The organism is Stenotrophomonas sp. STEN021, from assembly GCF_056760175.1.
In genome coordinates this window covers 76,431-98,065 of record NZ_JBRREH010000001.1, presented here as the reverse complement: position 1 = coordinate 98,065, position 21,635 = coordinate 76,431, and the positions used below count along the sequence as shown (strand labels likewise).

The following is a 21,635-nucleotide window of genomic DNA, read 5'->3' as shown; positions in this document are numbered from 1 at the left end:
GCCGCGAAGCTGATGGTCCGCCAGATTGCGGGTGCAATAGCGATTGCAGCATTGCCAGCTTCGCGGCTGCCGCCGCTCCTACAACCCTAGCTTGCTGCCTTTTCCGCGGCCTTGGCATGGCGGTCTTCGAGCACCGCGATGGCGTCGTCCAATGAGAGGCCACGGGCGCGCAGCAGCACGATCAGGTGGAACAACAGGTCGGCCGATTCGCCCAGCAACTCTTCGTCACGCTGCACGACACCCGCAAGCGCGGTTTCCACGCCCTCCTCGCCCACTTTCTGTGCAATATGGCGCGCGCCTTTCTCGAACAACTTGGTGGTGTAGCTGTTGAGCGGGCGGTCATGCTCACGTTGCTTGATCAAGGCATTCAATGCGCCAAGAAAATTGCCCGGTGCGGCACTGAAGCAACTGGTCTGCCCGGTATGGCAGGTCGGACCATGCGGTCGGACAGTGACCAGCAAGGTGTCGTTGTCGCAATCACTGCGGATGTCGACCAGGTCCAGGTGGTTGCCAGAGCTCTCGCCCTTGGTCCACAGGCGCTTCTTGCTGCGGCTGAAGAAGGTGACCTTGCCGCTGCCCAGGGTCGTCTCCAGCGCCTCACGGTCCATATAGCCCAGCATCAGCACGCGCAGCGTGGCTTCATCCTGGATGATGACCGGGACCATGCCGTTGACCTTGTCCCAGTCCAGTACGGCCGGATCAACCGGTTTGAATTCAGTAGACATCCCTAACCTCGATTTGTTGTTCGCGCAGGAACTGCTTCAGTTCCGGAATTGCGATGGCGCCGGAGTGAAACACACTGGCGGCCAATGCCCCGTCAACGTCAGCCTGTTCAAACACATCGGCGAAATGCTGCGGCGTGCCCGCGCCGCCAGAGGCGATCAACGGAACCGCGCACAGCGCCCGGGCCTGGCGCAACTGTGCGATATCGTACCCTTTGCGCACGCCATCACTGTCCATGCAGTTCAGCACGATTTCACCTGCGCCGTGGGCCTGTACTTCACGCACCCAATCCAGGGTCAGTCTGGCTTCGGCGCGGGTCTTGCTTGGGTCGCCGGTGTAGGAGCGTACCCGCCATTGGCCGTCGGGCTCGCGGATGGAGTCGATACCGACCACCACGCATTGCTGGCCAAACGCCTCGGCCAGCTCCGCAATCAGCTGCGGGCGCTCCAGCGCCGGGGTGTTGATGGAAATCTTGTCGGCGCCGGAGTGGAGCACCGCACGCGCGGTTTCCACATCACGGATGCCGCCGGCCACGCAGAACGGGATGTCGATCAATCGCGCTACGCGTTCGATCCAGGCGCGATCCACCGAGCGGCCTTCCGGGCTGGCGGAAATGTCGTAGAACACCAGCTCATCGGCACCCTGATCGCGGTAGCGCAGCGCCAGTTCGGTGATGTCGCCCATGTCGATGTGGTCGCGGAACTTGACGCCCTTGACCACGCGGCCTTCGCGCACATCCAGGCAGGGAATGATGCGGCGGCTCAGCATGACAAAGCCTCGTCCAGTTGCAGGCGCCCTTCCAACAGCGCCTTGCCGAGCACCGCTCCGCCGCAGCCGGCGGCTTTGGCCGCACGGATGTCATCGGCATCACGCACGCCGCCCGAAGCCTGCACGGCAACGCCAGGCAGCAGCGTGGCCAAGTGCGCATACAGTTCGATATTGGGGCCTGAGAGCATGCCGTCGCGGGAGATATCGGTGCACAGCAGATGCTTCATGCCGGCCTGCGCATAGCGGCTGGCCAGTTCGTCCAGGGTCACATCGGCGGTTTCGGTCCAGCCGTGCACCGGCAAGCGCCACACGCCGTCCTCGCCCTGACGGGTATCCAGCGCGATGGTCAGCTGCTCGGCGCCGAACTCGGCCAGCCATTCCAGTACCTGCTCGGGCTGGCGCACCGCCAGCGAGCCAACCACCACGCGGCTGGCGCCGGCCTCCAGAATGCGGGCGACATCGTCGCGGCCGCGCACACCACCACCGGTCTGCACTTTCAGCGAGGTGGTGGCGGCAATCTGCTGCAGCAACGGCGCCAGCGTGTAACCACCCGCCTTGGCCGCATCCAGATCGACCAGGTGCATCCAACTGGCACCGGTGGTGGCAAACACCTGCGCGCGCGGCAAGGCATCGTCGCCGTAAGTGGTCTGCTTGGCGTAGTCGCCCTGCAGCAGGCGGACGACGCGGCCATCACGGATATCCAGCGCGGGGTAGACAGTGAAGCTCATGCGGCAATCTCAAGAAAGTTCTGCAGTATGCGCGCGCCCGGCCCGGCCGAACGCTCCGGATGGAACTGCGCGCCACATAAGCGGCCACGCTGTACCACCGCGGTGAACAGCCCGCCGTGATGGCAGGCGGCCACCGTGTCCGAGGTCACCGGTGCCGCGTAGCTGTGCACGAAATAGGCGCTGGAACCCAGCGGCACGCCCTCAAGCAAGGGTGACTCGCGCAGCGCCAGCAGCTTGTTCCAACCCATATGCGGCACGCGCACGCCGACACCGGGATGCAGGCGGCGGACAATACCGGGCAGCAGGCCCAGGCATTCCACATCGCCCTCTTCCGAGCGTTCGAACAGCAGCTGCATGCCCAGGCAGATTCCCATCAAAGGCACCTGCAGTTCACGCAGCGGCTGCACCAGGCCCTGCGCGTGCAGGCGCTTCATGCCTTCGGCAGCAGCGCCGACGCCGGGCAGGATCACCCGCTCCAGCCCAGCCAGATCGGCCCGGGCGCGCACCATCTGCACGTCCACCTGCAAGCGCTCCAGCGCATAGCGCACCGAGCCCAGGTTGGCGCCGCCGGCATCAACCAGCCCTACCCTGCTCACAAGGCCCCCTTGGTCGAAGGCAGCTCGGTGCCTTCCTTGCGGATGGCCTGGCGCAGGGCGCGGGCCAGTGCCTTGAAGCAGGCCTCCACCTTGTGATGGTCGTTGTCGCCTTCCACCTTGAGGTTGAGGTTCAGCCCGCTGGCATCGCAAAGCGAGCGGAAGAAATGCGGCACCAGCTCGGTCGGCATATCGCCCACCCGCTCGCGCTTGAACTGTCCGTCAAAGACGAAATACGGGCGGCCGCTGAAATCCAGCGCCGCGCTGGCCAGGGTTTCATCCATCGGCAAGGTGAAGCCATAACGGCCGATGCCGCGCTTGTCACCCAGCGCTTCACGCAGCGCCTGGCCCAGCGCAAGGCCAGTGTCCTCGATGGTGTGGTGCTCATCGATGTGCAGGTCACCCTTGGCTTCCACTTCCAGCGCAAAACCGCCGTGGCGGCCGATCTGGTCCAGCATGTGGTCGAAGAACGGCAGGCCGGTGTTGATCTTCGAGCTGGCCACCTTGTCGAGGTCAACGAACACGCGGATCTGGGTTTCCTTGGTGTCGCGCTGCACGGTAGCGCGGCGGGGGGCGTCGGCCAGCTCGTGGGCGATCGCATCCCAATCCCACTCGCCGCCGAACTGTTCGGTACGCAGCTGGAAGCCACGGATCTTCATGTTGTCGGCAAACTGGATATCGGTGGGCCGGTCACCGACCATGCCCGAGCGCGCCCAGTCGATGTTGCGGTCCTGCAGGTAGCCCACCATCATGCCGATGCCCGGCTTGCGGTTGGGGCTGTTGTCCTGCGGCCAGCTGGGGTCGATCAGCACGTCGCGGAACGTGATGCCCTGGCTGGCGAAGATCTGCAGCATCAAGTCATTGGGGCCGTCGAAACTGGCCTGCGGATAGCCTTCCGTGCCCAGGCCGTCCTGGTTGGAGACGATGACGAACTGGTAACCCGCATCACGCAGCTTGAGCATGGCCGGGATCACGTTCTTGACGAAGCGAATCTTCTCGTAGGCATCGATCTGGAAATCGGCCGACTCCTCGATCAGGGTGCCATCGCGATCGACGAACAGAATGGGGGTCATGCGGCAAGCTCCAGCGTGGCAAGTGCGTCGAGGACGCGGTCGTTCTGTTCAGGGGTGCCCAGGGTGATGCGCAGGGCGTCGTGCAATTGCGGCGCGGCGCGCTGATCGCGCACGACCACGCCGGCCTTCAGCAAGGCCTGGAAGGCTGCCTCGGCGTCGTTGAAACGGACCAGCAGGAAGTTCGCATCCGAGCCGTAAACATGGCGTACACAGCGCTGCAGCGACAGGGCGATGCGCAACCGGTTGCGCTCGCTGCGAACCATCGCGATGCGGGCGCGGGTCTGCACCAGCGCAGCAGCATCCAGGCCGGCAAGGGCAAGTGCCGAACATGGCGTAGGAATCGGGTACGGTGCCTGACAGCGCCGCAGTACCGCGATCAAGGCGGCATCGGCAATCACGCACCCTATACGTGCAGCGGCCAACGCATGTGCCTTGGATAGCGTGCGCAACACCGCGATATTGTCAAAGCGCTCCATCAGGCTGGTGGCGGACGGCTCATCGGCAAACTCGGCATAGGCCTCATCCACCACCACCAGCGCCTGCCCGCGCAGCGCTTCGGCCACGGCCTGCACCTGCTGCAGCGGAATGCTCAGGCCGCCCGGATTGGAGGGCGAGCACAGGAAAACCAGCTTGGCCTTGCCCTGCTTTGCAGTCGCGATGATGGCGTCGATATCGGCCACCAGCCCAGCTTCGGTATCCAGCAAAGGCACTTCCAGCGCCGGTGCGTTCTGCAAGCGCGCACTGACTGCATACATGCCAAATACCGGCGGCGTGTACAGCACCGCGTCGCGGCCCGGCACGCACAGGGCGCGCGCCAGCAGGTCGATGGCTTCGTCGCTGCCGCGGCCGATCAACAACTGCTCGGGCTGGCAGCCGTACAGCCCGGCCAGGCGCTCACGCAACGCCTGCGGCTGCGGGTCCGGGTAACGCCGGCAACTGGCGGCCGGGTCGCCGGGATTGGGCCATGCCGATTCATTGGCATTGAGCCAGATATCGCCCTGCAGCTTGGCACTGCGTGCCGAAGAGTAGCCGCCGAAGTCGCGCAGATCCTCGCGGACCAGGTCCAGCACGGTGCTCACGGCGCAACCCCCAGTCGCAGCGCGACGGCATTGGCATGGGCACCCAGGCCTTCGGCGCGGGCAAGGGTCAAGGCGCAGGGACCGATACCGGCAATGCCCTCACGACTGGCGGCCTGCACGCTGATCTGGTTCTGGTAGCTGGCCACGCTGACGCCGCTATAGGCACGCGCGGCACCGGCGGTGGGCAGCACGTGGTTGGTGCCGGAGCAGTAATCGCCCAGCGCTTCGGGGGTGTAGTCGCCGAGGAAAACCGAACCTGCCGCTTCCACCTTGTCCAGCCATTGGCGCGGCTCACGCAGGGCCAGAATCAGGTGTTCGGGCGCATAGCGGTTGGATATCTCGAAGGCCTGTGCAATCGATGCGACCTTGACCAGCAAGGAGCTGCCCAGCGCCTGCCGTGCAATAGCCTCGCGGCTGAGCCGGGCAACCTGCGCCTCCACTTCGTCCTGCACGGCGGCAATCATCGCCGCGTCGTCGCAGAGCAGCAGCACCTGCGAATCCGGGCCGTGCTCGGCCTGCGACAGCAGGTCGGCGGCGACGAATGCCGGGTTGGCACCGGCATCGGCAATCACCAGCACTTCCGAGGGGCCCGCCGGCATGTCGATGGCAGCGGCGCCGGCCTGCGCAACCTGCTGCTTGGCTTCGGTCACAAAGCTGTTGCCCGGTCCGAACAGCTTGTCACAGGAAGGGACAGTCTCGGTGCCGTAGGCCATGGCGGCAATCGCCTGCGCACCGCCAATCTTGAACACACGGTGCACGCCGGTCAGGCGCGCGGCCACCAGGACGGCCGGATCGGCGCTGCCGTCCTTGCGCGGCGGCGTGCACAGCACCACTTCGCGGCACCCTGCCAGCTTGGCCGGCACGCCCAGCATCAGCGCCGTCGACGGCAGCGGCGCGCTGCCTGCCGGCACATACAGGCCAACCCGCGCGATCGGGCGGATGACCTTTTCACAGACCACGCCGGGCGCGGTTTCAACACTGTAAGGCTGGGCCATACCGGCGCGGTGGAAGCGGTCGATGCGATCGGCAGCCTGCTGCATGGCAATGCGCAGCTCCGCCGGTACCGCCAGCTCGGCGGCCGCGAACTCGGCCTCGCTGACTTCAAATCGTTCCGGCACGACGCCGTCGAAACGCTCGGTGATCTCGCGCAACGCCGCGTCGCCGCGGCTGCGCACCTGGTCGATCAGTTCGGCAACCGAGGCGCGCGTCTGCGCGGCGACGGTCTGCACCGGACGGGTCAGTGCGCGCGCCTGGGCATCGGCGTCCAGCGCATTCCAATCGAGGATGTTCATACCAGCGATTTCTCCACCGCCAGTACCATCAAACCCTGGGCACCGGCACGCTCCAGTTCTTCCAGCCGCTGCCAGCTGAGTGCGCCGCTGCACATGGTCTGCAGGCGCACGGCATCGCCCTGCCCCGGCAGGCGCAGCAGCGGTTCGGCGTCGGGCAACAGGCGTGCCAGTTCTTCAACGTGCTCCTCGGACGCCGAGAACATCAGCAGCTTCTGGTCCTGCACCTTGCTCAGGCCGTCGAGACGACGCAGCAACATCGCCATCAATCCAGCGCGAGCGTCGTCCAACTCATGCACAGGACCGGCCAGCACCGCTTCGCTTTCCAGCAGCACTTCCACTGGTTTGAGCTGGTTGGCGGCCAGGGTGGCACCACTGGAAACCAGATCGCAAATGAGTTCGGCGGTGCCCAACTTCGGCGCGATTTCCACCGACCCGGACAGCTCCACCACCTGCGCATCCACGCCTTTTTCTTTCAGCCAAGCGGCCAGGATGGCCGGGTAGCTGGTGGCGATGCGCTTGCCCTGCAGCATCTGCACGCCCTGCCAATCCCACTCTTCCGGCACCGCGATCATCAACCGGCAGGAGCCGAAGCCCAGACCACGCAACGGCTGGTAGGCATCCGCCAACCCAATCTGGCGGCGCGCCTTGGCCTGCTCGTCCAGTTCGTTCAGACCGACCACACCCAGATCGCAGACGCCGTCGGCGATCAAACCCGGAATATCGTCATCGCGAACCAACAGCAGGTCCACCGGCAGCGATTCACCGAAGCAGAACAGCTTGTCACGGCTCTGCCGCCAGCTCAGACCGCAGGCCGCCAGCAGGCTACGCGCGGGATCGGCCAGGCGGCCGCTCTTCTGGATGGCGATACGCAGCCGGTCGCGTGCCGGGGCGGAGGTTGAAGCACTCATGGGGTTATCTCAGTTGGATTCGGTTTTGCGCGTGGCGAGGCGGTCGATGGCGGCGGCATAGCCACCGGCGCCGTGTTCGAGCGAACGCGCGACCCGGCCAATGGTGGTGACGCTCACCCCGGTCAGGTCATAGATCTCGCGGTAGGGCACACCCTTGCGCAGCAAGGGCACCACCCGCCAGCGGTCGGCCATGGCCTCCAGCTCGGCGGGCGTGCACAGATCGCGCAGGAACGCCTGTACGTCCTGCGGCCTGTCCAGCGCAGCCAAAGCGCGCGCCAACGCCTTCAGCGGGGCATCGGAGGACTTCTCTCGTTCAGTGTCAGGGCGTGGCTTCATTACGTATCAATGTATTAGCGTGCTAATACATTAGTGCGAAACCAACCCGGAGTCAAACCACTATCCTGTACTCCCCATAGGGCTTTCCCGGTAACGCCCCAGCCGAGCATGGCTCGGCACTACAGGCAAAAAAAAGCCCCGCTATGCGGGGCTTTTCGTCAGCGCGACATCGCGCGAGTCTGCTCCAACTCTACCTGGAGCGTAGATGCCAGCTCGTCCCTGGCCACCTCGAACTGCTGCTCGCGCAACAGGTCCTTCACCGCTACCACGCCACGCGCCAGCTCATCCTCACCAGCCAACACCACGAAACGGATACCGGCCTTGGCTGCGTACTGGAACTGCTTGCCGATCTTCTTCGGCTCCATCTGCACTTCGGTGTTGATACCACCAGCACGCAGGCGACGGGCGATATCCAGCGACTGCGGCATGGCCGCCTCATCCATCAAGGCCACCATCGCGTGCACACTGCTTTCAGCGATGCCGTCTATCAGGTTGGCCTCGCGCAACTGCCAGAACAAACGGGTCAGGCCGATCGAAATGCCAACGCCCGGCAATTTGGACTTGGTGTAGTGGCTGGCAAGGTCTTCATAGCGCCCGCCCGAACAGATCGAACCGATCTGCGGGTGATCTATCAAGCTGGTCTCGTACACGGTGCCGGTGTAGTAATCCAGGCCACGGGCGATGGAGAAATTCAGGCAATACGCGGTTTCCGGCACACCCAAGGCCTTGACCAGCTCCAGCACTTCGCGCAGCTCGGCAGCGCCGGTGCGCAGTGACTCGCTGGCCGATTCGCCGGCGGCAGCCAGCACCGCGTCAATCTGCGCCAGTGCATCGGCGTGCGAGCTGGAACGGACTTCGACGAAGGACAGGATGCGCTCAACCGCGTCGGCCGGCAGACCAAAATCGGGGCCTACCAGGGTTTCGCGCACATAATCCGGACCACGCTTGTCGAGCTTGTCGACCTCGCGCAGCACCAGCGCCTGTTGCTCAGAATCCACCACACCCTGTGCTTCGAAGAAACCACGCATCAGCTTGCGATTGTTCAGCTGCACGGCGAAGTTGCCGATGCGCAACTCCGAGAACACCGCGTAAATCACCGCAAGTACTTCGGCGTCGTAACGGATGCTCAACGTGTCCTTGCCGATCACATCGACGTCGCACTGGTAGAACTCGCGGAAACGGCCGCGCTGCGCGCGTTCGCCACGGTAGACGCGTTGCATCTGGTAGCGACGGAACGGGAACGTCAGGTCGTGCTCGTGTTCGGCCACGTAGCGGGCCAGCGGCACGGTCAGGTCGAAGCGCAGCGCCATCTCCGGCAAACCGCCCTTGTCAGCTGACTCGGCGGCATTGGCCAGCGCACCGGTGGACTGCACGAAATACACCTGGCGCTCGGTTTCGCCACCGGACTTGGTCAGCAGCACATCGGACAGCTCGAACACCGGCGTTTCCACCGGCAGGAACCCGAAGCGCTCGTAGTTGCGGCGGATGACGTCCAGCATGCGCTGGAACGCGATCTGCTCGCGCGGCAACAACTCCATGATGCCGGGCGGGGTACGGGGCTTGATCACGGGCAAAACTCCTGCAACTCGATGTGGGAAACGATTGCCAATTCTAGCCGCACACCGCCCGTCTGGCCGCATGAAGTATCATTTAGGACAACTTCCCGCCCATCCAAGACATGTCCCGGCCAGCCCAAGGCACCGAGCAATCCCCGGTTTCGTCCATTGCTGCAGAAGGCAATGGCGGGCGCGAGTGCCTGCAGTGCTCGGTCCGCCATCTGTCGGTCTGCTCGGCCCTGTCCTGTGATGAAGTGCACGCACTGGAGCAGATCACCGTCTCCACGCCGGTGGCGATGGGCACCACACTGGCCCGCGCCGGTGAGCCGCGCACTTATGTCTATACAGTAACCGAGGGCGCGCTGCGCCTGGTACGCACCTTGGCCGATGGCCGCCGCCAGGTGAACGGCTTTGTACTGCCAGGCGACTATCTGGGCCTGAGTGGCAGCGACCATCACCGCTACGACATCGAAGCCATTGCCGACAGCCGTGTCTGCCGGGTGCCGACCACGCAGATGCGTGACCTGCGCCAGCGTTACCCGCATCTGGAGCGCAAGCTGTTGCAACGCGCCTGCCAGGAGCTGGATGCGGCCCAGGACAATGCACTTGCATTGGCGCGCCTGCAGCCGCCGGAGCGACTGGCCGACTTCCTGCTGCGGCTGGCCGCCCGCGAGGCGACCTTGAACGGGCGCAGCAGCAACCGGGTGTCATTGCCAATGGGCCGCGGCGATATCGCCGACCATCTTGGCCTGACCATGGAAACGGTGAGCCGCACCTTCACCAAGCTGCGCCAGCAGGGCCTGATCGCCCTGCCCCATCTGAATGTGGTGGAAATTCTGGATTTCGCCGAGCTGCAGAAGCTGGCCAACGACGAGTTCTGACGTTTCACCTGTAGAGCCGAGCCATGCTCGGCTGAGGTACTACCGGTGAAGCTCCTGCCGAGCATGGCTCGGCACTACGCTTCGGTTTTGGTTACAGCAGCTTTTCGCGCAGGGCGGCGTACTCCGGCGCGCAGGGTTCGGCGTGGGCTGGACGCTTCAGCAGTTCGGCCAAGGCCGGCGGCACTTCGACTTCGCGGCAAATCAACGGTTCGACCACCGACTCGAACTTGGCCGGGTGCGCAGTCGCTGCCACTGCCCAATGCTGATCCGACGCTGCACTGCCACTGGCGCGCAACTGCTCCAGCACGTGCACCGCCGTAGCCGTATGCGGGCAGAACACTTCGCCGTACGCGTCATAGCGATGAGCGATGGTGTCGCGGATGGTGGCATCGTCCACTGCCTGCGAGGTGAACGCCTCGCGCAATGCGGCATCATCGCCCTTGTACAGCCAGCGCAGGCGCTCGAAGTTGCTTGGTGCGCCCACGTCCATGGCATTGGCAAGTGTCGCGACACTGGCTTTCGGCGCGTAGTCGCGACCATCGAAGTACTCCGGCAACACGCGATTGGCGTTTGTCGCCAGCACGATGCGCCCCAACGGCACACCCAGTGCACGCGCCATCACTGCAGCCATCGCGTTGCCCAGGTTGCCGGTGGGAATGACGAAATTCAGCAGCGCGTCATGTGTAGCCTGATGGCTGAGCGCAGCATGTGCGTAGTAGCTCATCTGCGGCAGCAGGCGGCCCAGACTGATGCTGTTGGCCGAACTCAGCGGCACTTGCGCCTGCAGGTCGGTATCACTCAGCGCCTGCTTGGCCATGGCCTGGCAATCGTCGAACGAGCCGGCTACGCGCAGCGCGCGGATATTGCCACCCAGACAACCCAGCTGATGTGCCTGACGTGGTGATACCCGCCCATCCGGGTACAGCACCACTACTTGCAGATTGGGCTGGTTGTGGAAGGCGGCGGCAACTGCAGCACCCGTGTCGCCAGACGTTGCAACCACGATGGTCAGCGGGCGCTCCTGCCCTGCACGCGACCGCGACAGGCTGGCAGCGAGGAAGCGCGCACCGAAATCCTTGAACGCGGCGGTGGGACCGTGGAACAGCTCCAGCACGTGATCGTTGCGGGTCGCCAATGCCTGCAGCGGTGCTGGGAAATCAAATGCTTCGCTGCATATCGTCGGCAGCTCTGCTGCCAAGGCGTCATCCGCAAAGAACGGCTGCAACAGTTCGTTGGCGGTCGCGGCGAGCGTGTCGCCCAGCTGCAAGCTGCGCGCTGCCGGCATTGCTTCGGGTACGTACAGGCCGCCATCGGGCGCCAAACCGGCGGCAATGGCCTGGCTCAGCGTGGCGGCGGGGGAAGCGTTGCGGGTGGAGATGAAGTTCATTCGGAAATCCGCGAAAGGGTTGGTGTACTGCCCTGGACTCAAGGACCACATAAGGGCCCCCTCACCCCAACCCCTCTCCCGAGGGGGAGAGGGGCCATCGGGCTTAGAGCAGTCGTGCGCCGGGGCTGTTGATCGGGCTTACCCAGCTTTGGCTGTCGAAACCTGCGGCGGCGAAGGCCGCCTGCACCTTGGCTGCGGCAGCCAATGCCGCGTCACGGTCTTCAAACCAGGCAAAGACACTGGGTCCTGCACCGGAGATGCTGGCGCCCATCGCGCCGGCAGCCAGTGCGGCTGCCTTGGCCGCGGCGAAGCCTGCAATCAAAGGTGCGCGGCGCGGCTCGACCAGAACATCGGCCAAACCTGCCCGCACCAAGCCGGCATCGCCCGCATGGCAGCCAGCCAGCACCAAGGCCAGGTTGCTGCTCTGGGCGACAAACTCCTTCAATGCATAACTGCCCTGCAGTGCTTCACGCGCGCGACGCGTTTCCAACAAGGCATCCGGATGCACCAGCAAGCTATGCCAATGCGCAGGTACCGGCACCGGCACCAATCGCTCCAGCGTGGAGAGCACCAAGCCGCCGAGGAACATCGGGCCAAGGTTGTCGCCATGGCGGCTGCCACTGGCCACCGCTTCGCCTTCCAGCGAGTACCTGTACAGCTGTTCGCGACTCAAGGGCACATCCAGCAATGCATTGGCTGCGACCAGGGCCGCCACACAGGACGCCGCCGAACCACCCATCCCAGAGCTCAGCGGTATGCCCTTGTCGATCTCGACTTCAAAACCGAATGGCAGCGCCAGCGCCTCGCGCAGGGCGATCAGCGCCGCCCCTGCCGTATTGCTGGGCGCATCCAGCGGCAACTCAACCGCCGTACCGCGAATGGCGACGATGCGCACTTCCGCTGCATCAATGCGGCGCACGGTTACGGTGTCACCAACGTCGGGCACCGCATAACCCAACAGATCAAAACCGACCGCCACGTTGGCGACCGACGCCGGTGAGAATGCCCGTGCCTGGCGCGCCCCGGAACCCTTCAAAGCATCACTCACAATCGCGCCCCCTCACCTGCTGCCACGCGCAGCACGTCGGCAAACACACCGGCCGCAGTAACTTCCGGGCCTGCGCCCGGTCCTTGCACCACCAAGGGGTTGTCACAATAACGACGGGTGGTGAACTGCACCACGTTGTCGGTCAGGCGCAGGTTGGCGAAAGCGTGCTCACCCGGCAGCTCAACCAAGCCAACGCTGGGCTGCTGGCCAGGCTTGAACTGCGCAACGTAACGCAGCACGTTGCCACGTGCCCGCGCATCGGCCAATCGCTGGGCGAAACCGGCATCCACTTCATGCAGGCGCGCCATGAAGTCCTCGACGCTGGCGCCCTGCAATGCGGCAGGCACCAGACTTTCCACCGCCACGTCTTCCAGGCTCAGCTCATAGCCGGCTTCACGGGCAAGAATTACCAGCTTGCGGGCCACATCCACGCCGGACAGGTCATCTCGCGGATCCGGCTCGGTGTAACCCATGCCACGTGCCTGGGTGACCAACTCCGAGAACGGCACGCTGCCGTCGTACTTGTTGAACAGCCAGGCCAGCGTGCCCGAAAAAATGCCGGCAATCGCCGTGACGTCATCACCCGTATCGACCAGGTCGCGCAGCGTGGTGATCACCGGCAAACCCGCACCCACCGTCGCTTCATAGCGGAAGCGTGCACCGGTGGAAGCTGCCGCCTCACGGATCGCCTGATAGCGCGCCAGCGGGCCAGAGCCGGCCTGTTTGTTCGGGGTGACCACATGGATGCCGGCTGCCAACCAGCCTGCATAGCGATCCGCCACTTCGGCACTGCCACTGCAATCGATGATCAGCGTATGCGGCAGGCGCGCCGACAGCAGATGCTCGGTGAACAGATCAAGATCATTCGGCAGCGCCGCGGAATCGAAGGCTGCCTTCCAGTTGCCATGGATTCCACGCTGGTCGAGCACCATGCGATTGCGTGAGGCGACCGCACGCAGGCGCAGATCCAGCTTGGCGCGTGCAAGCAGCGCTGCTTCGGACGCATACAGCTGCTCAAGCAAGGCCGCACCAACATTGCCCGGCCCGATCAGGCCGACCGAGAAAGTCTGCGGCGACAACCAGAAGCCAGCGTGCGCGGCACGCAGCGCCTTGGTCGCGTCGCTGGCTTCGATGGCAACCGAAATATTGCGCTCGGACGAGCCCTGCGCGATAGCCAGGATATTGACCTGCGCACGGCCCAGGGACTCGAACAGACGCGCGGCAACGCCAGGCTGGCCAGCCATGCCGTCACCTACTGCAGCAAGCACGCTCACCCCGGTGGTTAGCTGCACCCGCTGCACCTGGCCTGCCGCCAACTCATGCGAGAACGCCTGGGTCAGTGCGTCGCGGGCGAACTCGGCTTCAGCCTGCTTCACCACGCAGCAGATCGAATGTTCGGATGAACCCTGCGAGATCATCACCACCGACACATGCGCATTGCGCAGCGCCGAGAACACCCGCTCAGCGGTACCGGGCACACCGATCAGACCGGTACCTTCGACGTTGAGTACGGCCAGATCCGCGCTCAGCGTCAATCCCTTGATCGGGCCGCTGCTGGAGCTGTCAGTGGTGATGCGGGTGCCAGGGTGATCCGGACGGAACGTATTGCGGATGATGATAGGCAAGCCGCGCTCGATGGCCGGCGACATGGTCTGCGGGTGCACCACCTTGGCACCGAAGTAAGCCAGTTCGCAGGCTTCGTCGTAGCTCAGCGCATCCAGCTGCACGGCCTCCGGCACCACCCGCGGATCGGCCGAGAGCACGCCGTCGACGTCCGTCCAGATATGCAGTTCGTCGGCAGCGAACAAGGCTGCAAAGATCGCGCCGGAGAAATCGCTGCCATTGCGCCCCAGCGTGGTGATGTTGCCCTTGCGGTCACGGGCAACAAAGCCAGTCACTACCAAGCGTCGCGCCGGATGCGATTCGCGCCACAGGGCCAGCTTGGCCGCGCTGGACTTCCAATCCACATCCACGCCCAGCTCGCCGTGGTTGACCACCAGCACGTCGCGCGCATCCAGCACATCGGCGTCTTCGCCCAGGACCTGCAGATGATGACCAAGCAGATGGGCCGAGAACACCTCGCCCAGGCCCTGCACGCGGTCCAGCACTTCCTGCGGCAACTCACCAATGACCGCCAACGCCGCCAGAATCTCGCGCAGCCGCTCGAAGCGCGCATCCAGCCACTCGATGGTCACCCCGGACTGCTCACCCAACAACGCAGCGGCCGCCCCGCGATGGCGCGCCCGCAGCTCGTGCCAGCGGTCGTCCCAGGCCGGATCGGCTGCGGCCGCAGCCTTGGCCAGGCCGATCAGCGCATCAGTCCCCCCCTTCATCGCCGACACCACGGTGACCTGCACGGTCTCGTCGCGGGCCAGCAGCAGCTGTGCCACATGACGGTAACGTTCGGCATCTGCGACGGAAGTGCCGCCGAATTTGTGCACGACAGTGCGAACGGCAGCGTTCGCGGCGCGATCGGCGGGAGAAGCAGCAACTGACGACATCGGAAGAACCTCGGCTGGAGGCCCCGACACGCATCTGGATGGGGTTCCCCCGCATCCTGATCCGGGTGCGGGGCCGTGGTTTTCGGAAATTACGCGAAGACGACGGGCCGCACCGGGCTAATGGTGACGGTAATAGTGGTGGTGGTAATGGCGCCGCCGACCCCGGGCGCGCGCACCCGGCCGCCGGAAGGCGACTGCGAGGTGATGGCGAAGGACTGCGGGCTGTTCATGGCCTTCAAGAGACAACAGGCGGGATCAGGCTGTCAAGTGTTGCGTTGCAAAAACGCAGATAAAGGCAACTTCGCCAAACCTGCCGCTAAAAGTTGCAAATGTCATCAAGCGCGAACGTCGCGCATTTAACTGGCAAGCAGCATGCAACACCTGATTCAAGGCGACGCGGCATGCCCTTCGACCATCGCGGCAATCCACCACCCGCAAGCAATCGAAAGAGCTCGCGCAGTCAGTCTTTCGCCACCTGACTGCGCAGAATTCTCAGGCCGATGCCGGCGCAGGCGCCTTCGGCCGGTGCGCCGCAGCGCTCCAGACCACGCCGGCCAGCAGGCATAGCGCAGCGACCACTTCGATCGCCACCGGCCAGCGCTGCTGCCACAGGAAGCCGTAGACCAGCCCGAACAGGGTCTCGAACACGATCATCTGCCCGCCCAAGGTCAGCGGCAGGGCCCGGCTTGCGCGGTTCCAGCAGGCATTGCCCAGAATCGAGGCAAATACCGCTACCGCAGCAGCCATCGCCCAGAAGCCCGCCCATTCGCGCGCCGCATGCCCTGCGCCGCCATCGGAGAAGGCGAGCGGCGCCAGCAGCAAGGCCAGACCACCGGTTGCCACACCGGTCAGCAACGACCAGTCATGTCCGGATACATTGGGTACCTTGGCCAGCCAACGGGTATTGCCAACCGAGTAAGCGGTCCAGGACACCAGTGCGCCAACCCCGCACAACAGCCCGATCAAGCGCTGCGCGGTGGAGGCTTGCACATGCGTCGAGGCGATGGCCTCGTATCCCATCAGCACCACGCCCGCCACACACAGCAGCAAGGCCGGCGCCAGCCGTGCCAGCGGTACTGCCCCCGGCTCACGCGCACCGACCACGGCCACCAGCACCGGCACCATGCCAACTATCAGGGCCGCAGCACCGCCACCGCTCCACTGCACGCAGATCGACAGCAGCACAAAATAGATCAGGTTGCCGAGCAGGCTCAGCCAGGTCAGGGCCTTCCAGTCCGCCTTGCCGATATGCGCACGCAGTGCCGGCCAACGCGGCACCAGCAGAATCACCGCGACCAGGCCATAAATGAGATAGCGCGCGGCAGCCAGTTGCAGCGGCGAGAAATCCACCAGCACCGCTGGCGCCAGGAACACCAGGCCCCATAGCGCGCCCGAAGCCACGCCATTACCAATTCCGAACAACATCCGTTCTTTCATCAACCCACCCGACGTACAGACACAACACCAGCATCCAGCCGCTGGCCCAGCTTGTATTGTCCCAAGCTGCGCGATGCTGTGCCCAGACTACGCGTCCAGGCTGCGTCGATAGCGGCCCGGGGTAATCCCCTGCGAGCGGCGCATGGCGCGGGTCAATGCACTCTGGTCGGAGAAACCGGCCTGTTGGGCAATCTGCGCCACTGACCGATCGCCACCAACCAATTGACGCTGCGCCCATTGCAGCCGCTGCTGCTGCAGCCATTGCCCCGGCGTGAGGCCGAACTGGCGTTTGAACGCGCCATGCAGTGCGGTCAAGCCCATGCCGGCTACCTGCGCCATCCGCGCCAGCGGCCACGCCTGCCCAGGGGCTGCACGGATCTGATCACACAAACGCCGCAAGCCGTCACCACCCGCTGCTGGAGGGCGCTGCATGCCAAACAGGCTATCCAGCAGTAGCGGCAGCAGGTGCCTGGCGACAGGTGCTGCCACCACATCGTGCGTCCCCGCACTGATATCCACGAACTCAAGCAAACTGCGGGCCGCCGCGGAAATCCCCAGAAATGGGCGCGCCCGCCCCTGATCCAGCTGTGAGCGCTCCAACAAGGCACTGTCACAGTCCACGATCAGGAACCGGTTCTGGCCGTTGCCTGCCTGCACATGAGCCGCACCCGGGACAATCAGTGCTCCGTGCAAGGCGTCCAAGCGCCCGCCGCGCCCATCGACCTCCAGCTCCAGGCTGCCACGCAACGGCATCACCAGCTGCAGATGGTCATGGCTGTGCGTATGGCCGGCTGGGCCATAACTACGGAAGTTCAGGGCTTGACCGCATTGCATCGGCATGCGCACCGGGGGCTGGCTGGCGCTTGCAGCGGGCGCCGCAAGCTGCGCGGAAAGATGGTGACCCCGACACGATTCGAACGTGCGACCTGTCCCTTAGGAGGGGACCGCTCTATCCAGCTGAGCTACGGAGTCAAAAGATGGAGGCCAAGATTACAGGCAAGCGCCTCCTCCAGCCAGCATTTCCCACCGAGCGGAGCTGGGCCCGCAAACAATTCCGAGCAACCCAGCTGGACTGGCGCATCGGCGACCAAACGCATTTTGCCGATGCACCTTGTGGGTACATGGTGCGTCGAGCGGCATTGCGATGTTTCGTTGCAGCCGGTGTCCAGCCTGGATATGGAATCGGCAGGACGCGTTCCCATCGGACACACCTCATTCCCGGAGCGCCAGGTTCGCCTGCAAGCATGGCTCGGCCAGGAAGGTGTCCAGCGACGACTACGCCGTCTGCGATGCGAGCTACATCAGCAACTATCTGCAGCTGTTCGAACTCGAGAAAGTGCCCGGCTGCGGCATCGTGATCCATTGCCCAGGACACCAGGCAGTAAGCAGCCAGCGTTGGGCAACTACCCAGGACTTCGTCACCGACAGGCTTGGGTGCCGGCTGCTCGGTTTGGCAGCCGGCCACCTACTTCCTGCGGATCAAGCAATATCCAGCACCGGGAACGACTTGACCATGTCGTCCAGCGCCTTGATCTGCGCCAGGAACGGCTCCAGCACGTCCAACGGCAATGCACTGGGGCCATCGCAGCGGGCGTTGTCCGGGTCCGGATGCGCTTCCAGGAACAGACCGGCAATGCCGACTGCCATGCCGGCACGGGCCAGTTCTACCACCTGGCGGCGGCGGCCACCGGAGGCTTCGCTGCCGGCGTCGCGGCGCTGCAGGCTGTGGGTGACATCGAAGATCGCCGGCAAGCCACCGGTCGCCTCGATCATCTCGCGGAAGCCGAGCATGTCCACGACCAGGTTGTCGTAGCCGAACTGGGCACCGCGTTCGCACAGGATGATCTGCTCGTTGCCGGCTTCACGGATCTTGCTGACGATGTGCTTGATCTGGGTGGGGCTGAGGAACTGCGGCTTCTTGATGTTGACTGCACGACCGGTGCGGGCAATCGCCGTCACCAGATCGGTCTGGCGGGCCAGGAACGCCGGAATCTGCAGCACGTCGACCACCTCGGCGACCGGCTCGGCCTGCGCCACTTCATGCACGTCGGTGATCACCGGCACGCCGAAACGCTGCTTGACCTGCTCGAAGATCCGCAGCCCTTCTTCCAGGCCAACGCCACGGAAGGAGGTGATCGAGGAGCGGTTGGCCTTGTCGAAGGATGCCTTGAATACGTATGGGATACCCAGCTTGCGGGTGACCTCCACGTAGCGCTCGGCGGCGTAGAGGGTGGAATCCAGGTCCTCCAGCACATTCAGCCCCCCAAACAGCACGAAGGGCAGCTTGTTGCCAACCACTACCCCGTCCGAAATCGTCACGTTCATCTGTCTATCCTGTTCAAGCCGGGGAAACCCCTATCAAGGGTGGCGAATATGGCTGAAAACGGCCGCCAGTGACAGGGTTTGCCGTCAAAGCCGAGGCAACGTCCGCCATCAGCACAGTACGTGGCGCCGACACAGCCTGTCCCATTGGCCAGACCAAGTGGTACGGGGCCAATCGGTTCACTCTGATACTATGTGGTACTCACTCCGTCGCCCCCACCCGCAGTTTCCGACGGCGCCAAAATCACGTTAAGAAACAGGAGTTTGAATGTCTTCCGAGCTGCTCAAGGCCTTGGCTCTGGATGCCACCAACGCTGGCACCTACATGGGTAACGGGGAATGGTCCGCCGCAACTGGCGCGGGCGTCCTCAAGCCGCAGAACCCGACCACCGGCGAAGTGATCGCCGAGGTCCAGGCCACCACCGAGGCTGATTACGAAACCGTCATCGCCCGTGCGCAGGAAGCCTACAAGGTATGGCGCACCACCCCGGCCCCGCGCCGTGGCGAAGCCGTGCGCCTGTGCGGTGAGGCACTGCGCAAGCACAAGGACGCGCTGGGCTCGCTGGTCGCGCTGGAAATGGGCAAGTCCAAGCCGGAAGGCGACGGTGAAGTGCAGGAGATGATCGACATCGCCGACTTCGCGCTGGGCCAGAGCCGCATGCTGTACGGCTACACCATGCATTCCGAGCGTCCCGGTCACCGCATGTACGAGCAGTACCACCCGCTGGGTCTGGTCGGCATCATCTCGGCCTTCAATTTCCCGGTCGCGGTGTGGAGCTGGAATGCGTTCCTTGCTGCCATCTGTGGCGACATCTGCATCTGGAAGCCGTCCAACAAGACCCCGCTGACCGCCATTGCAACGATGAAGATCTGCAATGAGGCACTCGAAGGTGCCGGCTTCCCGAACCTGTTCTTCCTGATCAACGATGCCGGCACTGCGCTGTCGGAGAAGATGGTCGACGACCGTCGCGTGCCGCTGATCTCGTTCACCGGTTCCACCCAGGTCGGCCGCACCGTCAACCAGAAGGTTGCCCAGCGTCTGGGCCGCTGCCTGCTGGAACTGGGCGGCAACAACGCCATCATCATGGACGAGACCGCCGACCAGAAGCTGGCCGTGCCGGGCATCGTGTTCGGCGCCGTCGGTACTGCCGGCCAGCGCTGCACCACCACCCGCCGCCTGATCGTGCATGAATCCATCTACGACAACGTGCTGGCCACGCTGATCAAGGCCTACAAGCAGGTCGAAGGCAAGATCGGTGACCCGACCGACGCCGCCAACCTGATGGGCCCGCTGAACAGCCCGGAAGCCGTGCAGCAGTTCCTGGCCTCGATCGCCAAGGCCAAGGCTGCCGGCGGCACCGTCGAAACCGGCGGCACCGCCATCGACCGCGCCGGCAACTTCGTGCTGCCGGCGATTGTCACTGGTCTGAAGAACAGCGATGAAATCGTCCAGCACGAGACCTTCGCACCGATCCTGTACGTGATGAAGTACAGCACGCTGGACGAAGCCATCGACATGCAGAACGGCGTGCCGCAGGGCCTGTCCTCGTCGATCTTCACCCAGAACCTGAAGACCGCCGAGAAGTTCCTGTCGGCAGCCGGCAGTGACTGCGGCATCGCCAACATCAACATCGGCACGTCCGGTGCGGAGATCGGTGGCGCCTTCGGTGGCGAAAAGGACACCGGCGGTGGCCGCGAGTCCGGTTCGGATGCATGGAAGGTCTATATGCGTCGCCAGACCAACACCATCAATTACTCCGACTCGCTGCCGCTGGCCCAGGGCATCAAGTTCGATCTTTGATCGTGTCTGCCCCGGCCTTGGCCGGGGCGTTGAATCGGGAGAGTTCCCAGCTGTAGAGCTGCCCTCCCCCCAACCCCTCTCCCGCGTGCGGGAGAGGGGCTTAATTCGCTGAAACGGAGTTCCCGATGAGCATTCCTGCACCTCGCCAGACCAGCAGCTACGCCGTGATCAGCCTGGTCGCCGGCATCCTTGGCTGGACCTTGTTGCCCGCCATCGGCAGCATCTGCGCCATCATCTTCGGCCATATGGCCCGTGGCGAAATCCGCCGCAGCAACGGTCAACTGGAAGGCGATGGCTTGGCCGTGGCCGGACTGGTGCTGGGCTGGCTGGCTACCGCGCTGTGGTTGATCGGCATCATCTGCTTCATTGCCATCCTGGTGTTCTTCGGTGGCCTGGCTGGCCTTGCGGCGATGAATTCCTGAGAACGGCATGGGGCAATCCGATTCAACCCAACGTTTCAGCAGCCGGGTAGCGGACTATGTGCGCTATCGCCCGGGCTACCCGGCGACGCTGCTGGCGTGGCTGCACGATGATATCGGCCTGCCCCGCTCCGCCCTGGTCGCCGATATCGGCGCCGGCACCGGCATTTCCAGCGAATTGTTCCTGGCTGCCGGCCATCCGCTGATCGCGGTTGAGCCCAATGCCGACATGCGCGCCGCCGCCGAACAATGGCTGTTGGCAAGACACCCCCGGTTCCAGTCCGTCGCCGGTACTGCCGAGGCCACAACGCTGGCCGACCACAGCATCGACCTGGTCGCTGCCGCGCAGGCATTCCATTGGTTCGATACCAACGCCGTTCGCCGCGAATGGATGCGCATCCTGCGCCCGGGAGGCCTGGCACTGGTGTACTGGAACTCACGCCTGCTCGATGCCTCACCGTTCCTGGCCGGCTACGAACAACTGCTCCTGGACTACGGCACCGACTACACCGAGGTCGCCGAGCGCTACCAGGACGACCAGACCATGCGCGACTGGTTCGGCGATGGGCTGCGCGGCCTGGTCCACCTGCCGAATGTGCAGCACCTCGACTACGACGGCCTGCGTGGCCGGCTGCTGTCCTCCTCCTATGCACCGCAAGCCGGTCATCCCCGCCATGCGCCCATGCTGGAAGCCCTGCAGCGCCTGTTTGATGCGCATGCGGTCGATGGCAAGGTTGCCTTTGAGTACCAAACCCGCGCCTTTGTTGGCACGCTGAATTGAGC

Annotated in this window: 21 protein-coding genes and 1 tRNA gene; 4 read left to right on the top strand and 18 right to left on the bottom strand. The window is 64.5% G+C overall.

The window, feature by feature from the left end:
* Positions 1 to 86: 86 nt before the first annotated feature.
* The 10 genes from hisIE to hisS form a co-directional block, all read right to left on the bottom strand.
* The gene (gene hisIE, locus ACVOL0_RS00495; protein WP_481547404.1) at positions 87 to 725 is read right to left on the bottom strand and encodes a bifunctional phosphoribosyl-AMP cyclohydrolase/phosphoribosyl-ATP diphosphatase HisIE; all 639 of its coding nucleotides are present in this window, start codon (positions 723 to 725) and stop codon (positions 87 to 89) included.
* On the bottom strand, positions 715 to 1,491 hold the full coding sequence (gene hisF / locus ACVOL0_RS00490) for an imidazole glycerol phosphate synthase subunit HisF (protein WP_481547403.1): 777 nt from the start codon (positions 1,489 to 1,491) through the stop codon (positions 715 to 717). Before hisF ends, hisIE begins: the two co-directional genes overlap by 11 nt.
* A complete protein-coding gene (gene hisA, locus ACVOL0_RS00485) occupies positions 1,485 to 2,219 on the bottom strand; it encodes a 1-(5-phosphoribosyl)-5-[(5-phosphoribosylamino)methylideneamino]imidazole-4-carboxamide isomerase (protein ID WP_481547402.1) in 735 nt (244 codons plus the stop codon). The genes hisF and hisA overlap by 7 nt, the downstream gene beginning before the upstream one ends.
* A complete protein-coding gene (gene hisH / locus ACVOL0_RS00480) occupies positions 2,216 to 2,815 on the bottom strand; it encodes an imidazole glycerol phosphate synthase subunit HisH (protein ID WP_481547401.1) in 600 nt (199 codons plus the stop codon). The genes hisA and hisH overlap by 4 nt, the downstream gene beginning before the upstream one ends.
* Entirely contained in the window at positions 2,812 to 3,885 is a 1,074-nt protein-coding gene (gene hisB, locus ACVOL0_RS00475; RefSeq protein WP_481547400.1) for a bifunctional histidinol-phosphatase/imidazoleglycerol-phosphate dehydratase HisB, read from the bottom strand. Before hisB ends, hisH begins: the two co-directional genes overlap by 4 nt.
* The gene (hisC, locus tag ACVOL0_RS00470; RefSeq protein ID WP_481547399.1) at positions 3,882 to 4,964 is read right to left on the bottom strand and encodes a histidinol-phosphate transaminase; all 1,083 of its coding nucleotides are present in this window, start codon (positions 4,962 to 4,964) and stop codon (positions 3,882 to 3,884) included. Before hisC ends, hisB begins: the two co-directional genes overlap by 4 nt.
* The gene (gene hisD, locus ACVOL0_RS00465; RefSeq protein ID WP_481547398.1) at positions 4,961 to 6,256 is read right to left on the bottom strand and encodes a histidinol dehydrogenase; all 1,296 of its coding nucleotides are present in this window, start codon (positions 6,254 to 6,256) and stop codon (positions 4,961 to 4,963) included. The genes hisC and hisD overlap by 4 nt, the downstream gene beginning before the upstream one ends.
* Positions 6,253 to 7,164: an ATP phosphoribosyltransferase gene (hisG, locus tag ACVOL0_RS00460; RefSeq protein ID WP_481547397.1), complete on the bottom strand. Its 912-nt coding sequence runs from the start codon at positions 7,162 to 7,164 to the stop codon at positions 6,253 to 6,255. The genes hisD and hisG overlap by 4 nt, the downstream gene beginning before the upstream one ends.
* Positions 7,165 to 7,173: 9 nt before the next feature.
* Positions 7,174 to 7,500: a YerC/YecD family TrpR-related protein gene (locus tag ACVOL0_RS00455; protein ID WP_303749764.1), complete on the bottom strand. Its 327-nt coding sequence runs from the start codon at positions 7,498 to 7,500 to the stop codon at positions 7,174 to 7,176.
* A 158-nt stretch (positions 7,501 to 7,658) separates the two neighbouring features.
* Positions 7,659 to 9,068 carry a histidine--tRNA ligase gene (hisS, locus tag ACVOL0_RS00450; RefSeq protein ID WP_481547396.1) on the bottom strand — a complete coding sequence of 470 codons (1,410 nt, stop codon included), beginning with the start codon at positions 9,066 to 9,068 and terminating at the stop codon, positions 7,659 to 7,661.
* 110 nt (positions 9,069 to 9,178) lie between these two features.
* Between hisS and ACVOL0_RS00445 the strand changes: the two genes are divergently transcribed.
* A complete protein-coding gene (locus tag ACVOL0_RS00445; protein ID WP_481547395.1) occupies positions 9,179 to 9,937 on the top strand; it encodes a Crp/Fnr family transcriptional regulator in 759 nt (252 codons plus the stop codon).
* Positions 9,938 to 10,028: 91 nt separating this feature from the next.
* Here ACVOL0_RS00445 and thrC read toward each other — a convergent pair whose 3' ends face one another.
* The 8 genes from thrC to kdsA all read right to left on the bottom strand — a co-directional run bounded on the left by thrC (position 10,029) and on the right by kdsA (position 18,635).
* Positions 10,029 to 11,324: a threonine synthase gene (gene thrC, locus ACVOL0_RS00440; protein WP_481547394.1), complete on the bottom strand. Its 1,296-nt coding sequence runs from the start codon at positions 11,322 to 11,324 to the stop codon at positions 10,029 to 10,031.
* Positions 11,325 to 11,427: 103 nt separating this feature from the next.
* On the bottom strand, positions 11,428 to 12,372 hold the full coding sequence (locus ACVOL0_RS00435; protein ID WP_481547393.1) for a homoserine kinase: 945 nt from the start codon (positions 12,370 to 12,372) through the stop codon (positions 11,428 to 11,430).
* On the bottom strand, positions 12,369 to 14,873 hold the full coding sequence (gene thrA / locus ACVOL0_RS00430) for a bifunctional aspartate kinase/homoserine dehydrogenase I (protein ID WP_481547392.1): 2,505 nt from the start codon (positions 14,871 to 14,873) through the stop codon (positions 12,369 to 12,371). Before thrA ends, ACVOL0_RS00435 begins: the two co-directional genes overlap by 4 nt.
* A gap of 89 nt (positions 14,874 to 14,962) precedes the next feature.
* Complete coding sequence (locus tag ACVOL0_RS00425; RefSeq protein ID WP_481547391.1) at positions 14,963 to 15,103, bottom strand: hypothetical protein; 141 nt, start codon at positions 15,101 to 15,103, stop codon at positions 14,963 to 14,965.
* A gap of 262 nt (positions 15,104 to 15,365) precedes the next feature.
* Positions 15,366 to 16,310, bottom strand: a complete 945-nt coding sequence (locus ACVOL0_RS00420; RefSeq protein ID WP_481547390.1) for a DMT family transporter — start codon at positions 16,308 to 16,310, stop codon at positions 15,366 to 15,368.
* An 87-nt stretch (positions 16,311 to 16,397) separates the two neighbouring features.
* Positions 16,398 to 17,144 carry a helix-turn-helix domain-containing protein gene (locus ACVOL0_RS00415; protein ID WP_481547389.1) on the bottom strand — a complete coding sequence of 249 codons (747 nt, stop codon included), beginning with the start codon at positions 17,142 to 17,144 and terminating at the stop codon, positions 16,398 to 16,400.
* A 61-nt stretch (positions 17,145 to 17,205) separates the two neighbouring features.
* A tRNA-Arg gene (locus tag ACVOL0_RS00410) sits at positions 17,206 to 17,282 on the bottom strand.
* A 507-nt stretch (positions 17,283 to 17,789) separates the two neighbouring features.
* Positions 17,790 to 18,635: a 3-deoxy-8-phosphooctulonate synthase gene (kdsA, locus tag ACVOL0_RS00405; RefSeq protein WP_481547388.1), complete on the bottom strand. Its 846-nt coding sequence runs from the start codon at positions 18,633 to 18,635 to the stop codon at positions 17,790 to 17,792.
* 265 nt (positions 18,636 to 18,900) lie between these two features.
* Here kdsA and amaB point away from each other — a divergent pair, with 265 nt between their 5' ends.
* The 3 genes from amaB (at position 18,901) to ACVOL0_RS00390 (ending at position 21,633) form a co-directional block, all read left to right on the top strand.
* Positions 18,901 to 20,433 carry an L-piperidine-6-carboxylate dehydrogenase gene (gene amaB, locus ACVOL0_RS00400; protein WP_296250624.1) on the top strand — a complete coding sequence of 511 codons (1,533 nt, stop codon included), beginning with the start codon at positions 18,901 to 18,903 and terminating at the stop codon, positions 20,431 to 20,433.
* A gap of 125 nt (positions 20,434 to 20,558) precedes the next feature.
* On the top strand, positions 20,559 to 20,855 hold the full coding sequence (locus tag ACVOL0_RS00395) for a DUF4190 domain-containing protein (protein WP_481515294.1): 297 nt from the start codon (positions 20,559 to 20,561) through the stop codon (positions 20,853 to 20,855).
* A 7-nt stretch (positions 20,856 to 20,862) separates the two neighbouring features.
* Positions 20,863 to 21,633 carry a class I SAM-dependent methyltransferase gene (locus tag ACVOL0_RS00390; RefSeq protein ID WP_481547387.1) on the top strand — a complete coding sequence of 257 codons (771 nt, stop codon included), beginning with the start codon at positions 20,863 to 20,865 and terminating at the stop codon, positions 21,631 to 21,633.
* Positions 21,634 to 21,635 lie beyond the last annotated feature (2 nt).